The organism is Shinella sp. (genome assembly GCF_052438155.1).
Taxonomy (GTDB): Bacteria; Pseudomonadota; Alphaproteobacteria; order Rhizobiales; family Rhizobiaceae; genus Shinella.
The window spans coordinates 110958-128933 of sequence record NZ_JBQVPI010000004.1; the positions used below are offsets into that span (position 1 = coordinate 110958).

Sequence of the window (17976 nt, forward strand, 5' to 3'; positions counted from 1 at the left end):
CGCTCAGTTGAGCGCCAGCCCCAGGTTCGCGACGGCCGCCGTAAACAGGCGGCCGTCTTGTTTTACGGGGAAGATCGACCGCCCCGCCCTTGCCTTCAGGAGCTCGAGGAAATCGTAGCCCGCCGTCCAGCGGCCAAAACCGCTGGCGACATTGATATGGCCGGCATCGCCGATATCGACGAGATCGCTGCCCCAGGCGCGCGCGGTCTGGCGAAGGCAGTCGACCGGCATATAGGGGTCGTTCAGACTGCCGACCACGAGTGAGGGAAACGGCAGTCGCGCCTGCGGCATGGCACCGAACCTGATGATACAGGGATGCATCGTTTCAGTCGTATCGAGATCGCAGGGGGCGACGAGCAGCGCACCGCGAATCCGCGACGCCAGCCGGCTCTGCGCAAAATGCGCCGCCAGCACGCAGCCGAGGCTGTGGCCGACAAGCCAAACGTCGTTGCCGACCATCTCGACCTGCTGCTCCACTTGCTGGAGCCAACTCTGCCGATCGGGGCAGGCCCAGTCAAATTGCTCGACCACACGGCTTTCGGGATTGTCACGTGCCCAGTGGCGCTGCCAGTGCCCTTCGGGCGAGCCGTTGAGGCCGGGCAGGATGAGCGTGTCGATGGGAATATCGATTGACGGCATGAGGCAGCCTTCCTTCGCAAATCATATTGCTTGCGATGATGCCCGCCGGGAGTCGTAAAGGTAAGAAAGCTGCTCCTATTGCCGGCAAAAACCATAGAATTTCTTTGCATGCAGCGCGACAGCTGACGCGAAGGACACCCGCACCTCAAGTTCACGTGCGCTAGGAGGCGCTGGGGCCGCTGTTGCGCTTGCGCCACTCCAGATACCATTGCGTGAAGGCAGCGATGCCCTCTTCCAGCGTCACACGCGGGACAAAACCCGTGAGATGATGCAGGAGCTCGGTGGAGGCGAAGGTGCGCGGCACATCGCCTTGCTGCATCGGCATGTAGTTGCGCTCCGCTGGCCGACCCAAGGCCTTCTCGATTGTCTCGATGAAGGCCATAAGCTCAACCGGACGCCCGCCGCCGATGTTGACGACGCGGAAGGGCGCGTGCGCCGAGAGCGTATCGATGACACCCGGCGCCGTCGCACGGTTGCTTTCCGAGGGCACGACGCCAACAAGGCGGACGATGGCCTCGACGAGGTCGTCGATATAGGTGAAGTCACGGCTCATATTGCCCTGGCCGTAAACGTCGATCGGGCGATCGTTGAGGATGGCGTCGGTGAACTTGATCGGCGCCATGTCCGGGCGCCCCCAGGGCCCGTAGACCGTGAAAAACCGGAAGGCCGTCGTCGGCACCTTGTAGAGATGGGCATAGGAGTGCGCCATCAGCTCCATGGATTTCTTGGAAGCGGCATAGAGCGTCATTGGCTCGTCGGCGCGGTCGGCCTCGGCGAACGGGATTTTCTCGTTTGCCCCGTAGATCGACGAGGTCGAGGCGAGCAGCAGATGCTGCGGCTGGAGCGCCTTGGCGAGCTCCAGCACATTCCAGGAGCCGACGAGATTGGAGTCCACATAGGCCCCGGGATTTTCGAGGCTGTAGCGCACGCCGGCCTGTGCTGCGAGATGGAGTATCACGTCGGGCTTCTGGATAGCGGCAGCTACGTCGAGCGCTGCCCTGTCTTCCAGCCTGCCGCTGACCTGCCGGAACGCTGCATAGGGTTCCAGGATCGCAAGGCGCTGTTCCTTGAGCGTCACGTCGTAGTACGGCGTCATGGCGTCGAAGCCGACGACGGAATGGCCGTCGTCGAGCAGTCGCTTTGCCAGATGGAAACCGATGAAGCCGGCCGTGCCCGTGACGAGAAAATGCGTCATTCCGCCGCCTCGGAGACCGGCACGACCATGGCGGAGGTGCCGCGGCCGATGCTGGCATAGGCAAAGCCGTGTCGCTTGATCTCATCCGGCGTATAGACATTGCGAAGGTCGACCAGCAGGGGCTTGGCCATGACGGACTTCAGCCGCTGGAAATCCAGCGCGCGGAACTGGTTCCATTCCGTGACGATCACCACCGCCTCCGCACCTTCGGCGATGTCATAGGGCGAGGTGCCGTAGGTCACATTGTCGAGGATGGCTTTGGAGGCTTCCATGCCTTCCGGATCATAGGCGAAGATCCGGGCGCCACCGTCCTGCAGGGCCTGGATGATCGAGATCGACGGCGCATCGCGCATGTCGTCGGTCTCGGGCTTGAAGGTGAGGCCGAGGATGGCGATCTTCTTGCCGCGCACGTCGCCGTTCAGCGCATTGATCACCTTGCGGGCCATGGCGCGCTTGCGCGTATCGTTGATGGCGATCGTGGTCTCGATCAGGCGCATCGGGCTGTCATTGTCCTGTGCGGTCTTGACGAGCGCCAGCGTATCCTTCGGGAAGCAGGAGCCGCCGTAACCGGGGCCGGCATGCAGGAATTTCGAGCCGATGCGGCCGTCAAGGCCGATGCCACGCGAAATCTGCTGCACGTCGGCGCCGACCTTTTCGCAGAGGTCGGCGATTTCGTTGATGAAGGTGATCTTCATCGCAAGGAACGCATTGGCGGCGTACTTGATCAGCTCGGACGTGCGGCGGGTGGTGAAGAGCAGCGGCAACTGGTTGAGATAGAGCGGCCGGTAGACCTCCGTCATCACCTCGCGTGCGCGTTCATCCTCGATACCGACGACGATGCGGTCCGGACGCTTGAAGTCGCTGATCGCCGCGCCCTCGCGCAGGAATTCCGGATTGGAAACGACGGCAATGTCCGCATCGGGGCGGGTTTCGCGCATGATGCGCTCCACCTCGTCGCCCGTGCCGACGGGTACCGTCGATTTCGTGACGACGACCGTAAAACCCTTGACCGACTGGGCAATTTCGCGGGCGGCGGCGTAGACATAGGATAGGTCCGCGTGGCCGTCGCCGCGACGCGACGGGGTGCCAACCGCGATGAAGACGACATCCGCCTCGCTCACCGGACCGGCGAACTCCGTGGTGAAGGAAAGGCGGCCGGCCTTGACGTTTTCGGCGACGAGCGCATCGAGGCCCGGCTCGAAAATCGGTATTTCGCCGCGGTTCAGCGCCTCGATCTTGGTCTCTGCCTTGTCGATGCAGACGACGGTGTGGCCGAAATCGGCAAAACAGGCGCCAGACACCAGCCCTACATAGCCGGAACCAATCATGGCGATCTTCATGGTGCAATGTCTCCAAGCGGGTCCGCCGTGGCGGACACTCTAATCTGTCTGTTGCTGCGCAATTCGGTCCGTCAAACCGGTTCGCACTTTCTATGGAAGTGCTCTAGCACGCAATTTGTCACAATTAGAATACGGTGCGGCACCGGCCCCCACCATCGACTACCAGGACTTCCAGGCGAGCAACAGGCCCGCATCCTGAGCTTCGAAGGTCTCGCAGGCAGCCTCGACGTCGGAGAACGGCGCCCCTCGGGGCAGTTCTCCAGCGACGAAGGATGCATCCGCGAGCGTCAGGGTGCCACCGCGCGCGATGACGGTGAAGAGCAATGGCCCCGTGGACCACCAAGCGGGTGCCGCCGGCATCGCCTCGACAACGGAAGGCAAAACGGTGTTGAGCCGCGTCAGGACCGGGTGATGGGCGGGCGCGGCAACGAACGAATTGGCCAGCAAAAGGCTGCCGCGGCCGGTCTTGCGCGGGATGTCTTCCGCCATGGCGATCAGGCCGGTCATCGGTAAAAGATCGTGGAAGCTGATGTCCATGCGGGCCGGATACCAGTCGCAATCGAGATAGATGCCGCCTTCCTGTTCCACCAGAAGATAGCGCGCGACATCGACCGCGCCGGGATAGTCTTCGCGCGCCAGCATCGCCTGGAAGGCCTTGTTCTCGTAGACGCCGGCCTCCGCCAGGTCCGTTTCCCGCCAGAGGAAATAACCGTAGCCATGCGCCTTGGCGTGGTGTTCCCAGGCTTTCGTCGAGGGCGGCAGGTCTGCGCTTCCGATCCAGATCTGGTGGATGATCGGTGGCACCACCGCCCGGTTGGCCTCGGCGATCGCACGCTTCTCGGCCAGGGTGAACTGTCCGTGGACGGCCAGAATATCCGGGTCGGGGACGAGGTGGTACTGGTAACCGACGCGCTTGACGGGATCCCGTTCGGCCTTGGCAAGCTTCAGAAAGGCGGAGTGCAGCCGGCGCGGCAGGCCGAGCGTCGTATCCGGCCCCAACGCTGCCCTCTCTGGATCGGCGGCGACCGCCTCCAGCACCTTGCGGGCGGCGTCGAACGCGCCGGCGTCCCGGTGTAGCGCAGCTTTTTCTAGTTCCGCGTTCAATCGTTGCTTGACTGACATCAATCTATCCTATGGGAGGGCTCCGGCGCCCTGGAAAGAACCGTCATATTCGGTCCGCGTCGGAGTGAGAACAACCCCCGACCTGCCTTTAAAGTAAGGCGTGGACAGAAAAAAATGCGCACGCTAGTCTCATGGCGGGGAATACAACAAAATGCCGTGTGGATGCACATCCGTCAGGCGAGAAAGTACATATGAACGTGAATGCGACGCGCCGGCCGAGGGACCTGCTGCGGATTGAAAACCTACACGTCTCCTTTTCGTTGATGGGCGCAAGGATCACCGCCGTCAGGGGTGCCAATCTCAGGGTGTTGCCGGGCAAGGTAACGGCCCTGGTGGGGGAGTCCGGCTCGGGCAAATCGGTCATCAGCCAGACCGCGATGGGACTTCAGACCACCACGGCGCGGGTCTCGGGGAAAATCCTGTTCGACGATCCGCTCTCGGGCGAAGGCCCGATCGATATCCTGCCGCTGCCGCATGACGGACGGAAGATTCGCTCGATCCGTGGCGGGCGCATGGGCATGATCTTCCAGGAGCCGATGACGTCCTTCTCGCCGCTGCACACGATCGGCGACCAGATCAGTGAGTCGCTGCGAATCCACACGGGCCTGACGGGCGCGGAAATGCGCGAACGCTGCGAGGACATGCTGTCCCGCGTCGGATTCAACGATCCGAAAAAAGTCTACGACATGTATTCCTTCGAGCTGTCGGGCGGCATGCGCCAGCGCGCGATGATCGCGATGGCGCTGGTCTGCGGCCCCGCACTCCTCATCGCCGACGAGCCGACCACCGCACTCGACGTGACGATCCAGGCGCAGATCCTGAAGCTCCTGAAAGACCTGCAATTGCAGATGGACATGGCCGTGCTGCTCGTCACGCACGACCTCGGCGTCGTCGCCAACATCGCCGACGAGGTGGTGGTGATCTATCAGGGCGAGATCATGGAGGCCGGCCCGGTCGAGACGATCTTCCGCCAGCCCGCCCATCCCTATCTCAAGGGCCTGATGGCGGCGATCCCGCATTTCGGCATGCAGCGCGGCGACCGCCTGAAGCCGCTTCGGGAAATCGAGGTCAACCAGGACAGCCTGCTCAGCAAGAAATACCAGGCACGCACGGGGCCGGAAACGATCCTCTCGGTTCGCAATCTCAGCAAGACGTTCGAGATCCGCAAGGACAACTGGCAGATGCCGGGTCGGCAGAAGGAAAAGAACCGGCCTGCCGTCGATGACGTCAGCTTCGACATCAAGCGCGGCGAATGCCTTGGCCTTGTCGGTGAAAGTGGCTGCGGCAAGACCACCGTCAGCAAGATCTTGATGCGCGCCATCGAGCCGGATGCCGGCTCCGTCCTGTTTGACGACGGAAAGGGGCCGATCGACGTCCTGAAGGCCAAGGGCGCGGAACTGCAAAGCCTGCGCACCCGGATGCAGATGGTCTTCCAGGACCCGCTGTCCTCGCTCTCGCCACGCATGACCATCGGCGACATCCTGCGCGAACCGCTCGATATCCACGATCATGGCGACACGGCAAAACGCAAGATGGCCATCAAGGCGCTGATCCGCGCGATCGGCCTCGACGAAGCGTCGCTGCAACGCTACCCGCACAGCTTTTCCGGCGGCCAGCGCCAGCGCATCGGCATTGCCCGCGCGCTTGCCCTCGGCCCGAGCCTCATCATCTGCGACGAACCGGTTTCCGCGCTCGACGTTTCGGTGCAGGCACAGATCCTAAACCTCCTCAAGGACTTGCAGAAGGATCTGGGGCTCACCTACCTCTTCATCTCGCACAACCTCGCCGTGGTCGACTACATGGCTGACCGGGTTGCCGTGATGTGGGCTGGCAGGATCGTCGAGATCGCGCCGCGCGAGATCATCATGACCGCGCCGGTGCATCCCTATACAAGGGCGCTGCTTGATGCCGTTGCCTTCCCGGACCTCGATCGGCCGCTGAATTTCGAAACGGCCGGAAAGACCAGCACCGTCTCGCGCGCCAGCTGGGCACAAGCCTTCCGCGATGACGACGGTGGCGACGGCATGGCACCCGCCGATCTTGGCGGCGGCCATTTCGTGCTTGCCCGCAGGAATGCCGATGTGCGGGAGTTGACGCCATGATCACGCGCCGCACCGCGCTCGGCCTTCTCGCCACGGCTTTCGTTCCGGGCCTTGCCCGCACGGCTTTTGCGGAATCCGATTACCTGAAGTCCAAGGTGGAGGCGGGAGAACTGCCCTCCGTTGCCGAAAGGCTGCCGAAGACACCCCGCATCATAAACAACGTGGCCCTGGGTGGCGCGCCCGGCGTCCAGGGCGGCACGGCACGCATGCTGATCGGTGGGCAGCGCGACGTGCGCCTGATGCCGATCAACAGCTATTCGCGCCTTGTCGGCTATGATCGGGATTTGAACCTACAGGCCGATATCCTCGAAACCTTCACCGTGGAGGAGGAGCGTATCTTCACCTTCCGCCTGCGTGAAGGTCACAAATGGTCGAGCGGCGAGCCCTTCACCGTCGAAGATTTCCGCTACTGCTGGGAAGAGGTCATCCTCAACCGGGAAATCCTCAAGGGTGGCCCGCCGGTGGATCTGCTCGTTGCGGGCAAGCCACCGACTTTTGAGGTGATCGATCCGCTGACGGTACGCTATAGTTGGGAAAGGCCGATCCCGGATTTCCTGCCGAAACTCGCCGCACCTATCCCCCTGGTGCTGGCGCTGCCATCCGCCTACATGCGGCAGTTCCACAAGAAATTTCAGGCCGCCGACGTTCTGGAAAAGCATATAAAAAAGCAGCGCGTCGACGATTGGCGCGGCTTGCATATCAAGATGTCGCGGCAGAACCGGCCGGAAAATCCGGATCTGCCGACTCTTGAAGCCTGGCGCCCGCGCACGGCTCCACCGGCCGAGCAATTCATCTTCGATCGCAACCCCTTCTTCCACCGGGTGGACGAGAATGGGGTGCAACTGCCCTATATCGACCGCGTGGTGATGAATGTCTCCTCGCCCGACCTCATTTCAGCCAAGACGGCCACCGGTGAAAGCGACCTGCAGTCCGCCAATCTCGATTTTGCCGACTACACGCTCCTCAAGGAAGCTGAGTCGATTTATCCGCTGAATGTGCTGCTCTGGAAGCGTACACTCGGCTCGCGCGTCGCGCTGATTCCGAATCTCAACTGCGGTGACGAAGGCTGGCGGAAGGTTTTGCGGGACGTGCGGGTGCGCCGGGCCATGTCGCTCGCCATCAATCGCACGGAAATCAACAAGGCTGTTTTCTATGGCCTCGGCCAGGAGAGTGCCAACACGGTGCTGCCGGAAAGCTCGCTCTTCAAGCCGGATTACGCCAAGGCCTGGGCGTCCTATGACCCGGACCAGGCCAATCGCCTGCTCGACGAGGCAGGTCTCGACAAACGTGACGAAGAAGGCCTGCGTCTGTTGCCGGACGGCCGCTCTGCCCATGTCGTCGTCGAAAGCGCCGGTGAAAGCACGCTGGAGACGGACGTTCTGGAGCTGATCACCGACCATTTCCGCAACGTCGGCCTGGGACTTTTCGTGCGCACCTCGCAGCGTGACATCTTCCGCAGCCGCGCCATCGGCGGCGAGGTCGTGATGTCCGTGTGGTACGGCCTCGACAACGGCGTTCCGACGCCCGAAATGTCGCCTTCCGAACTCGCGCCAACCTCCGACGATCAGTACCAATGGCCGGTCTGGGGCATGTATTTCGCGACCGTCAAGACCAAGGGCGAACCACCGGATATGCCGGAAGTGCAGTATCTCGTCGACAAATACGATGCCTGGCAGATGACGACGACCAGCGACGAGCGGACGACGATCTGGCATGACATGCTGGCGCACCATGCCGACCAGGTTTTCACCATCGGCACGGTCAACGGCATTTCCCAGCCGGTCGTCCGTGCTCGCCGGATGCGCAACGTGCCCGACAAGGCACTCTACGGCTTCAACCCGACCAGTTTCCTCGGCGTCTACATGCCGGATACGTTCTGGTACGAAGGGGGCGCGTGATGGTTCGCTACATTCTCGGGCGCATCACGGTCATGGTGCCGACATTGATCCTCATCTCGATGCTGGTCTTCACCATCATCGAGCTTCCACCCGGCGACTATTTCGAAAGCTATGTCGCGGAACTGCGTGCCATGGGCGAAGCAACCGACATGGCCGAAATCGAGGAGCTGCGCGAACGCTACGGCTTCGACAAGCCGGCGCCATTGCGCTACCTGCATTGGGTCGGCGGCATGCTGGTCGGCGATTTCGGGTACTCGTTTGAATACCGCCTGCCGGTTTCCGAAGTGGTCGGCGACCGGTTATGGCTGACGGTTCTCGTCTCCGTCGTCACGATCCTCTTCACCTGGCTGCTCGCCTTTCCGATCGGCATCTATTCGGCCACGCACCAGTACAGCTGGGGTGATTACGGCCTGACGCTCGCCGGCCTGATCGGCATCGCGGTGCCGAACTTCATGCTGGCGCTCATCGTCATGTATTTCGCCAATATCTGGTTCGGCGTGTCGATCGGCGGGCTGATGGACCGCCAGTTCCTGGGCGCGCCGATGAGCTGGGAGAAATTCCGCTCCATCCTTTCGCATATCTGGATTCCGGTCATCATCATCGGCACGGCTGGCACGGCTGGCATGGTGCGGCGCCTGCGCGCCAACCTGCTCGATGAACTCAACAAGCAATATGTCGTGACCGCGCGTTCCAAGGGCCTGCATCCGATGCGGGTTCTGACGAAATATCCGCTTCGCATGTCCCTGAACTTCTTCATATCCGACATCGGCTCGATCCTGCCCTCCATCATTTCCGGCGCGGAGGTCACCGCCATCGTGCTGTCGCTGGAAACGACCGGTCCGATGCTGATCAAGGCACTCCAGACGCAGGACATGTATCTCGCTGGCTCCTTCCTGATGTTCCTGGCCTTCCTGACGGTCATCGGGGTGCTGGTCTCCGACATCGCGCTCGCGATCCTCGATCCGCGCATCCGGCTCGGCGGAGGAAGCCGCAAGTGAAGACCTCGCTCCCTGAACCCGGCGCCCCGTTCGGCCATTTCGTCTCCGACGCGCCGTTCGATCCCTATGCGGCCGAACGCAAGACGGAAGAGCTGCAGGCGGTCGCCCAGGCCTCGCAGTTCCAATTGATGTGGTGGCATTTCCGCCGGCACAAGATGGCGCTTGCCTCCGGCATCTTCCTGATCCTGGTCTACCTGATGATCACGATCAGCGAGTTCCTGGCGCCCTACAACCTGCACACCCGCAACATCGACTTCATCTACTCTCCGCCGCAGACGTTGCGCTTCATGCACGAGGGCGCCTTCGTCGGCCCCTTCGTCTACGGCCAGAACATGACGCTGAACATGGATAATCTGAAGCGCGTCTATACGGACGATACGTCGGACGTGCAGAAGCTGCGTTTCTTCTGCCGCGGTGATGCTTACAAATTCTGGGGCCTCTTCAAGTCGGACGTCCATCTCGTCTGCCCGGCGGAAGGGGGGCAGTTCTTCTTCCTCGGCACCGATCGGCTGGGCCGGGACATGCTCTCACGCATTCTCTACGGTGCCCGCATTTCACTGACCATCGGCGCGCTCGGCGTGATGATGAGCTTCGTTCTCGGGATCGTGATTGGCGGGCTTGCCGGCTATCACGGCGGCTGGTTCGATCTCGTCGTGCAGCGCATAATCGAGGTTCTGCAGTCCATTCCAAGCATTCCGCTGTGGATGGCGCTTGCCGCCATCATCCCCGTTACCTGGAGCCCTATTTTCGTCTATATCGGCATTACGATCATCCTCGGCATGCTCGACTGGACCGGGCTGGCACGCGCCGTACGCTCGAAACTTCTTGCCTTACGCGAGGAAGATTATGTATTGGCGGCGCAAGTCATGGGTGCAGGCAGCGCCCGCATCATCCGCCGCCATCTCGTTCCCGGCTTCATGTCCCACCTGATCGCCAGCGCAACGCTGACCATTCCGGGCATGATCCTCGGGGAGACGGCATTGAGTTTCCTCGGGCTCGGCCTTCGCCCGCCCATCACCAGCTGGGGCATTCTCCTGACGGAGGCCCGCAGCATCAACATTATCGCTCTATACCCATGGCTGCTGTACCCGGTGGTACCCGTCGTACTGGTAATTCTGGCTTTCAACTTCCTTGGCGATGGACTACGCGATGCGGCTGACCCCTATAAGTGAAATTGGGATAACGAATGCAGAACAATCGCCGTTGCTTGAAGGCGAAGTGGGTGGGAGCCCGGAGGCTTGCACCATGAGCCGCAGCTTCGAACACGCCCGTATCCTCATGTACAGTCACGACACGTTCGGCCTCGGCCATCTGCGCCGGTGCCGAACGATCGCCCATGCGCTGGTCGAGGAATATCGCGGCCTCAATGTGCTGATCATTTCAGGCGCGACGATCGCCGGCGCCTTCGACTATCGCGCCCGCGTCGACTTCGTGAAGATCCCGAGCGTCATCAAGCTGCGCAATGGCGAGTACACTTCGCTGGAGCGTCATATCGACCTTGAAGATACCCTGAACATGCGCCGGTCGATCATCCGCCATACCGCGGAGACCTTCAACCCGGACATCTTCATCATCGACAAGGAGCCGATGGGTCTCAGCGGCGAAGTGGAGGAGACGCTCGCCTACCTGAAGAGCCGCGGCAAGCGCCTCATTCTGGGCCTGCGCGAGGTGATGGACTCGCCCCATCTGCTCGAAGCCGAGTGGAAGCGCAAGGACGTCATGCACAAGATCGACAGGTTCTACGACGACATCTGGGTCTATGGTCCACCGGACTTTTATGACCCCCTCGTCGGTCTCGACGTGCCAAAGGGCGTGCGGGAAAAGCTGAACTTCGTCGGCTTTCTGCAAAGGAACGCGCTTCAGATGGACCGCGCCCAGTATCAGCCGTCTGGCGATTACCTGCTCGTGACCACGGGTGGTGGTGGTGATGGGGCGGACCTCGTGCAGGACGTCCTACGCGCCTACCAGCACGATCCCGAACTGACCCATAAGGCCCTTATCGTCCTCGGCCCCTACATGCCGCAGGAGCAGCGCACCAAGCTCACGCAGGAAGCCTCGAAAATTCCCTATGTCGAGGTGATCGAGTTCGACACGCGCATGGAGGACCTGGTTGCCGGAGCCCGGGCCGTCGTGGCGATGGGGGGCTATAACACCTATTGCGAAATCCTCTCATTCGACAAGCCGGCGCTGATCGTGCCGCGTGTGCAGCCGCGCGAAGAGCAGCTGATACGCGCGTCGCGCGCCGCCGAACTCGGGCTGGTCGACATGCTGCTGCCGGACGAATCGAGCGACCCGGTGCGGCTTGCCGCTGCCCTGAAAGCCTTGCCGCAGCGTCCACCGCCGTCGAGCGGCAGCCCGGAACTGCGGCTGGAAGGCCTTCGCAACATCGCCCGTATTGTCGGCGACGAGCTTGCGGCGCGTGAACTCACGCCACCCGCTGCCTGATGAGAGGCGAAGCCGCGTTGTCGCAGCCGCGAAAAATCGTCGTGCTCCTGAAGGGCTATCCACGCCTGTCGGAAACCTTCATAGCGCAGGAATTGCTTGGCCTTGAACGGGCCGGGCTCGATCTCGTCCTCGTTTCGCTGCGCCGTCCGACCGACCGCAAGCGTCACCCTGTGCATGACGAGATCAAGGCGCCGGTGCACTATCTGCCGGAATACCTGCACGAGGAGCCGATCCGGGTCCTGCGCGGCCTCATCGCAAGTTTCCGCGCGCCCGGCTTCGGCGTGGCGTTTCGCCAGTTCCTGAAGGACCTGCGACGGGATTTCAGCCGGAACCGTTTTCGCCGTTTCGGCCAGGCCGTCGTACTCGTGCGAGAATGGCCGCAGGACGCCGGCTGGCTGCATGCACATTTCATCCACACCCCGGCTTCCGTCGCCAGCTATGCGAGCCAGATGCTCGGCATCCCCTGGACGGTATCGGCTCACGCCAAGGACATCTGGACCTCCGAGGACTGGGACCTTGCCGGCAAGCTTACGACCGCCCAGTGGGCCGTGACCTGCACGAAGAGCGGCCACGCGCATCTGCAAATCCTTGCGGCGCAGAACCGCGACCGGGTGCATCTCAGTTATCACGGCCTCGATCTCGACCGTTTCCCGCGCTTCGAGCACGCCCGCCCGCCGCGCGACGGCTCCGATGCCGCCAATCCCGTCAGCATCATCAGCGTCGGGCGAGCCGTGCCGAAAAAGGGCTATGACGTGCTGCTGCGGGCATTCGCCAAGCTCCCCGCAGATCTCCACTGGCGTTTCGTCCATGCCGGTGACGGTGGCGAGCGGCCGAAGCTGCAACAGCTTGCTGCCGAACTCGGCATTGCGGACAGAATCACATGGCTCGGCGCCATCGACCAGAAAGATGTGCTCGAGGCTTACCGCAAGGCCGACATCTTTGCGCTCGGCTGCCGCATCACGGCCGACGGCGACCGCGACGGTTTGCCCAATGTGCTGGTGGAAGCGGCGAGCCAACGATTGACCTGCGTCGCGACGGATATTTCCGGCATTCCGGAATTGTTCGAGGATGGGATCAACGGACTGCTGGTGCCCTCTGAAGACGCCGCCGCCCTCGCGGGCGCACTCGAACGCGCGATTCGCGACCCGGCTCTGCGTGAACGGCTCGGCCAGGCGGCAGAAGCCAAGGTACGCGGCAGCTTCGATCATCATGCCAGCATCTCGCAATTGAAGGCGCTTTTCCAAGCTGGGGCGCAGGAGGCCGCATGACTGTCCGTGCTGCGGCGAACGACGGTGGCCGACCACCGCGTGTCTTCTTCTATGTGCAGCATCTGCTCGGCATCGGGCATCTGGCACGCGCGAGCCGCATTGCGCGCGCGCTCCGGGAAAACGGTTTCGAGGTCACGCTTGTTACTGGCGGCATGCCTGTCGATGGTTTTCCCGGCCCCGGCATTGACCATGTTGCCCTTCCGGCTATCGCCGTCGGGGATGGCGGCTTTTCGGCGCTCGTCGATGCGAGCGGAAACGTCATCGACGATGCCTTCAGGGCCGACCGGCGCGACAGGCTTCTGGCCGCCTACCATGCGTGTCGGCCGGACGTCGTCATCCTCGAGGCCTTTCCCTTTGGTCGCCGGCAGGTGCGTTTCGAACTTCTGCCGCTGATCGACGCGATCGAGAAGAGCGAGCCGCGACCGCTGCTCATGACGTCGCTGCGCGACATCCTCCAGGAACGCGCTAAGCCCGGCCGCGATGAAGAAACCATCGATCTCGTCATCCGTCATTTCGACCGTGTCCTCGTTCACGGCGATCCCGGCTTCGTGCGGCTTGAAGATACCTTTCCGCTGGCGAGCCAGATTGCCGATCGCGTCCTCTATACCGGCCTTGTCGGTGCCGCACCGGCGGCCCCGCCGGCCGAGCGGTACGATATCGTCGTCTCCGCCGGTGGCGGTGCGGTTGGCGCAGGACTGGTCGAGGCAGCGCTCCAGGCGTCCCGTCACCTCGGCGACATCGGGCGCTGGCTGGTGATTACCGGCCCCAACATGCCACAAGCCGATTTCGAACGCTTTGCCGCGCAATCGGCTGAAAATGTCGAGCTTGTGCACTTCAGGACCGATTTTCGCAGTCTGCTGACCACCGCCCGGCTGTCGATATCGCAGGCCGGCTACAATACCGTCTGCGATGTCCTGCAAGCCGGCTGCGCCTCAGTGCTCGTGCCCTTCGCATCTGGCGGCGAGACGGAGCAGACCGCACGGGCGCAACGACTGGAACGGCTCGGCCAGGCGGTCGTCTTGACGGAGGAGGCGCTTTCTGCGGAAACGATGGCTAGCGCAATTTCCCGCGCGCTCAACGCCGAAACAAAGAAAAATGTGCCTGTTTTGCAACTAGATGGCGCCAATCGAACATCCGAAATCCTGAGGGCCCTACTAAAACAGCGCGCGGCTTCCTAGCTCTTGCGGTATTGCCCCTGTCTTATAGTCTTCACACAGGACAGCGGCCTTTCTCGCGCATAGAAGTCGTCGATGGAAAAAAGTCTCGCCCGGTATATTTGGGATCACACAAGGCCGCAGCAGCTCTGGATCCTGCTGATCGTCGGCCTGTCTATGATTCCCTATTACCTCGCGTTCGACCTGCCCAAGCAGATCGTCAACGGGCCTATCCAGGGAAGCGGGTTCGAAGGGCCGGGCGATACCCAGCTCTTCATGCCGATCAGCTTCGACCTGCCGTTCTGGGGCCATGTCGAGCTCTATTCCGGCCTGCCGCTGGAGCGCATGCCGTCGCTTCTCGCGCTCAGCCTGATGTTCCTCCTGCTGGTCATCATCAACGGGCTGTTCAAGTATTTTATCAACACCTACAAGGGCCGCCTCGGCGAGCGGCTCCTGCGGCGCATCCGGTATGAACTCGTCGACCGGATCCTCCGGTTCCCGCCAAAATACTTCAAGCACGTCAAGGCCGGCGAAGTTTCCTCGATGATCAAGGACGAGGTGGAGCCGCTCGGCGGCTTCACTGCGGACGCCTTCGTGCAGCCCGCCCTGCTCGGCGGCCAGGCACTGACCGCATTGATCTTCATCTTCATCCAGCATTTCTGGCTGGGCTTCATCGCGTTTGCCATGGCGATGGTCCAGGTCGGCATCATCCCGCGCATGCGTCGGCGGCTGATCGAGCTTGGCCGCGAGCGGCAAATCACCGCCCGCCAACTTGCTGGCCGCGTCGCCGAGATCGTTGATGGCATCGACACGATCCACGCCTACGACACCTCGAACTACGAACGCGCCGATATCGCTGAGCGCCTCGGGCGCATCTTCCGCATTCGCTACGACATCTACCAGTGGAAGTTCCTGGTCAAATTCCTGAACAATTTCCTGGCCCAGCTTACGCCGTTCCTTTTCTATTGCATCGGTGGCTATCTCACGATCGTCGGCAAGCTCGACGTCGGCCAGCTCGTGGCCGTCATCAATGCCTACAAGGAACTGCCAGGCCCGCTGAAGGAGCTGATCGACTGGGAACTCGTGCGCCAGGACGTGCAGGTGAAATATGAGCAGGTCGTCGAACAGTTCGAATCCGATCAACTGATCGACCCGGAAATCCAGGCTATAAATGCCGCGAGCGAGGCGACGTTGCGCGGCCCGCTCTGCACCACCAACTTGCTGATCGACGACGATATCGGCGGCCGGGTGCTCGAGCATGTAACGGTGAAGATCCAGCCCGGCGAAACGGTCGCCATCATCGGCGCAGCGGCCAGCGGTGGCGATCGGCTCGCCGAGGCGCTCGCCCGTATCACCTGGCCCGCCGGCGGCAAAGTGACGGCCGGCGACGACGATCTCTTCGCCCTGCCGGAATCCATCACCGGCCGACGGATTTCCTATGCCTCGCCGGAAGCCTACTTCTTCCACGGGAGCCTCAAGGACAACCTGCTCTACGGCCTCAAGCACGCCCCCATCGAACCGATGACCTACAAGGGCGCCGCCGCCGACCAGCGCAAATGGGACGTGACCGAAGCACGCCGTTCCGGCAACCCGGATTTCGACCTCAACAGCAATTGGATCGATGTGCGCACACTCCACGCCCACGGCGAGGACGGGCTCTTCGGCGCCATGGTGGCGGTGCTGGACGTGGTCGAGCTTTCCGACGACGTGTTGCAGCTAGCACTTCACTCCTCGCTCGGGGACAATCACGATCCGGAGCTGGCCGCCCAGATCGTCGAGATGCGCCGTGACCTGCGTGAGGAGTTGAACCGCCGCGATCTCAACAATCTCGTCGTGCCCTTCGAAGATAATGAATACAACACCGAAGCGCCGGTCGCTGAAAACCTGTTCTTCGGCATGATGCCCGATCCAAAAGCCTCCACCAAGGCAATCGTCAAGACGGCCTATTTCCGCAACATGATGCGCGAAAGCGGCCTTGGCCAGGCGCTCTTCGAGATGGGCAAGGGAATCGCCGAAAGCACGGTGGAACTCTTCAAGGACCTGCCACCCGACCACCCGTTCTTCGAGCAGCTCACCTTCATGCGGCCGGAAGAGATTCCGACTTATCAACATCTTCTGCAAAAACTGCGGCACAATGCCGCACCGAGCGAAGAAGAAAGGATCGCGCTCATCCGCCTCAGCTTCTTCTATATCGAGCCGCGGCACCGCTTCGGTGTGCTCGACGAAAAGCTGATGCGCAAGATCGTCGAGGTGCGCCACCAGTTCCACGCGAACCTGCCTACGGAACTGCTAGGCTATATTGAACGTTACAATCCGAATGCCTATCTGACATCAGGAACGCTGGTGGACAATATCGTGTTCGGCAAGCTCAATCATCGCTTCAGCGATGCCATTTCGAAGCTCAGGGAGATTGGCGGGGAGTTGCTCGCCAATCGACCGGAACTCTACCGGGCGTTGATGGCGCTGGGGCTTGAGTCGAATATTGGCGCCGGCGGACGAAGAATGAACAACCTGCAACGCCTGAAGCTCGGGCTTGCCCGCGCCCTTATCCGCCGGTCGGACTTCTACATCTTCAACCGCGCGTTTTCAGGCGTGGACCACCACCTCCAGGAGCATATCGTGGAGGCGGCCCTTGCGTTCCTGGCCAAGAGCGGTGATAATCCGGCAGTTGTCTGGGTTTTATCAAATACCCCGCTTGCAAGACACTTTAAAAGGGTGCTTGCTTTTGATGGCGGAAGTTTGGTGGAAGATGGAACCTACGAGACGATCGTCGAAAGTGGTACGGTATACAAGCAATTGATAGCATGACTGGTGTGACGTGATCAGATAGCCGAAATCGAGGCGGTTGACTGTTATGATCTTGAACGACGAAGTACAGATGTTACGACGTGTTCCGCTCTTCTCAGGGATCGATGCGGGCAAGCTAAAATTGCTTGCCTTCGCCTCGAACCGGGTCAGTTACCGTGAAGGCCAGGAACTCTTCCACGAAGGCGACGAAGGCGACGCAGCCTATGTCGTGCTTTCCGGTGTCGTCGACATATACAGGGCCAGCCCTGCCGGTGAACAAAAGATCGCCTCTGAAGGCTGTTGCTCGGTCGTCGGCGAAATCGCCATTCTCTGCGGTACGCCACGCAACGCCACCGTCAAGGCATCCACTGCGGTCGAAGCCCTTCGCATCAGCAAGGACTGCTTCCTGAAGATTCTCTCGACTTGCCCGCACAGCATGGCCGAAACCATGCGTGTCGTTGGTCAGCGGCTTGCAATGGCCCACTGAGGCCGTTTCTGCAGCTTTTTCCGACGGACTTCCGTCGTCTTGTTAGCCTCGGGTGTGCGCACACTCGAGGCTTTTTGCATTTGTTTCTTACGCTCCAACCGGCGAAGCACCGTGCAGCGACGCGGAATCATTTGCTGGCAAAATGCGGCAAAAACAAGGGAATAAGACTTTGCTCCCGTTCACTCGGAATCAGAAATTCATCACAGGCCTGTGATTATTGCAGACTATCGGGACTGTCGTGCGACTTGCGGCCGCGCCGGGGGATTCAAACGCGCGGTGCTACCAGGTTCGGCATTGCGCTGAGTAGTCTCGCGCAAAGGGCGCTTTGCGATTGGAGCCTTGTGAAGAACTGCAGGGCTATGCGCCGAGTGCATGATTTTCGACGGTATCGCCTGATTCCGCGCTGACTGTAGCCTGTTTCGTCCCCACTCCGCCGAGCCGTCTCATACTGTGGCTTCCATCCGGACAGGAGCCCGACCGTGAGTGAACAGACCGACCTCCTCAAACTCCCCTACATCATGCCGGCGCAGGCGCAGAAACA

The 17976-nt window shown here is 61.6% G+C and carries 13 protein-coding genes; 9 read left to right on the plus strand and 4 right to left on the minus strand.

Going from position 1 to position 17976, the window contains the following annotated elements:
- Nucleotides 1-3: 3 nt before the first annotated feature.
- The 4 genes from ACT6VE_RS09475 to ACT6VE_RS09490 form a co-directional block, all read right to left on the minus strand.
- A complete protein-coding gene (locus ACT6VE_RS09475; RefSeq protein WP_444798363.1) occupies nucleotides 4-639 on the minus strand; it encodes an RBBP9/YdeN family alpha/beta hydrolase in 636 nt (211 codons plus the stop codon).
- A 160-nt stretch (nucleotides 640-799) separates the two neighbouring features.
- The gene (locus tag ACT6VE_RS09480) at nucleotides 800-1834 is read right to left on the minus strand and encodes an NAD-dependent epimerase (RefSeq protein ID WP_444798364.1); all 1035 of its coding nucleotides are present in this window, start codon (nucleotides 1832-1834) and stop codon (nucleotides 800-802) included.
- A complete protein-coding gene (locus ACT6VE_RS09485; RefSeq protein WP_444798365.1) occupies nucleotides 1831-3174 on the minus strand; it encodes a UDP-glucose dehydrogenase family protein in 1344 nt (447 codons plus the stop codon). Before ACT6VE_RS09485 ends, ACT6VE_RS09480 begins: the two co-directional genes overlap by 4 nt.
- A gap of 159 nt (nucleotides 3175-3333) precedes the next feature.
- On the minus strand, nucleotides 3334-4296 hold the full coding sequence (locus ACT6VE_RS09490; protein WP_444798366.1) for a glycosyltransferase family 32 protein: 963 nt from the start codon (nucleotides 4294-4296) through the stop codon (nucleotides 3334-3336).
- A gap of 191 nt (nucleotides 4297-4487) precedes the next feature.
- Here ACT6VE_RS09490 and ACT6VE_RS09495 point away from each other — a divergent pair, with 191 nt between their 5' ends.
- The 9 genes from ACT6VE_RS09495 (at nucleotide 4488) to ACT6VE_RS09535 (ending at nucleotide 17435) form a co-directional block, all read left to right on the plus strand.
- A complete protein-coding gene (locus ACT6VE_RS09495; protein ID WP_444798367.1) occupies nucleotides 4488-6398 on the plus strand; it encodes a dipeptide ABC transporter ATP-binding protein in 1911 nt (636 codons plus the stop codon).
- Nucleotides 6395-8296, plus strand: coding sequence for an ABC transporter substrate-binding protein (locus tag ACT6VE_RS09500; RefSeq protein ID WP_444798368.1), 1902 nt, complete (start codon nucleotides 6395-6397; stop codon nucleotides 8294-8296). The genes ACT6VE_RS09495 and ACT6VE_RS09500 overlap by 4 nt, the downstream gene beginning before the upstream one ends.
- Nucleotides 8296-9294 carry an ABC transporter permease gene (locus tag ACT6VE_RS09505; protein ID WP_444798369.1) on the plus strand — a complete coding sequence of 333 codons (999 nt, stop codon included), beginning with the start codon at nucleotides 8296-8298 and terminating at the stop codon, nucleotides 9292-9294. The genes ACT6VE_RS09500 and ACT6VE_RS09505 overlap by 1 nt, the downstream gene beginning before the upstream one ends.
- Nucleotides 9291-10466, plus strand: a complete 1176-nt coding sequence (locus ACT6VE_RS09510; protein ID WP_444798370.1) for an ABC transporter permease — start codon at nucleotides 9291-9293, stop codon at nucleotides 10464-10466. Before ACT6VE_RS09505 ends, ACT6VE_RS09510 begins: the two co-directional genes overlap by 4 nt.
- Nucleotides 10467-10539: 73 nt before the next feature.
- Nucleotides 10540-11739 carry a glycosyltransferase family protein gene (locus ACT6VE_RS09515; RefSeq protein ID WP_444798371.1) on the plus strand — a complete coding sequence of 400 codons (1200 nt, stop codon included), beginning with the start codon at nucleotides 10540-10542 and terminating at the stop codon, nucleotides 11737-11739.
- Between the two features lie 17 nt (nucleotides 11740-11756).
- Nucleotides 11757-13007 carry a glycosyltransferase family 4 protein gene (locus ACT6VE_RS09520; protein ID WP_444798372.1) on the plus strand — a complete coding sequence of 417 codons (1251 nt, stop codon included), beginning with the start codon at nucleotides 11757-11759 and terminating at the stop codon, nucleotides 13005-13007.
- Nucleotides 13004-14185: a glycosyltransferase family protein gene (locus ACT6VE_RS09525; protein WP_444798373.1), complete on the plus strand. Its 1182-nt coding sequence runs from the start codon at nucleotides 13004-13006 to the stop codon at nucleotides 14183-14185. Before ACT6VE_RS09520 ends, ACT6VE_RS09525 begins: the two co-directional genes overlap by 4 nt.
- Before the next feature lie 72 nt (nucleotides 14186-14257).
- The gene (locus ACT6VE_RS09530) at nucleotides 14258-16969 is read left to right on the plus strand and encodes an ABC transporter transmembrane domain-containing protein (protein ID WP_444798374.1); all 2712 of its coding nucleotides are present in this window, start codon (nucleotides 14258-14260) and stop codon (nucleotides 16967-16969) included.
- A 46-nt stretch (nucleotides 16970-17015) separates the two neighbouring features.
- On the plus strand, nucleotides 17016-17435 hold the full coding sequence (locus ACT6VE_RS09535; protein WP_444798375.1) for a cyclic nucleotide-binding domain-containing protein: 420 nt from the start codon (nucleotides 17016-17018) through the stop codon (nucleotides 17433-17435).
- The last annotated feature ends 541 nt before the right edge of the window (nucleotides 17436-17976 follow it).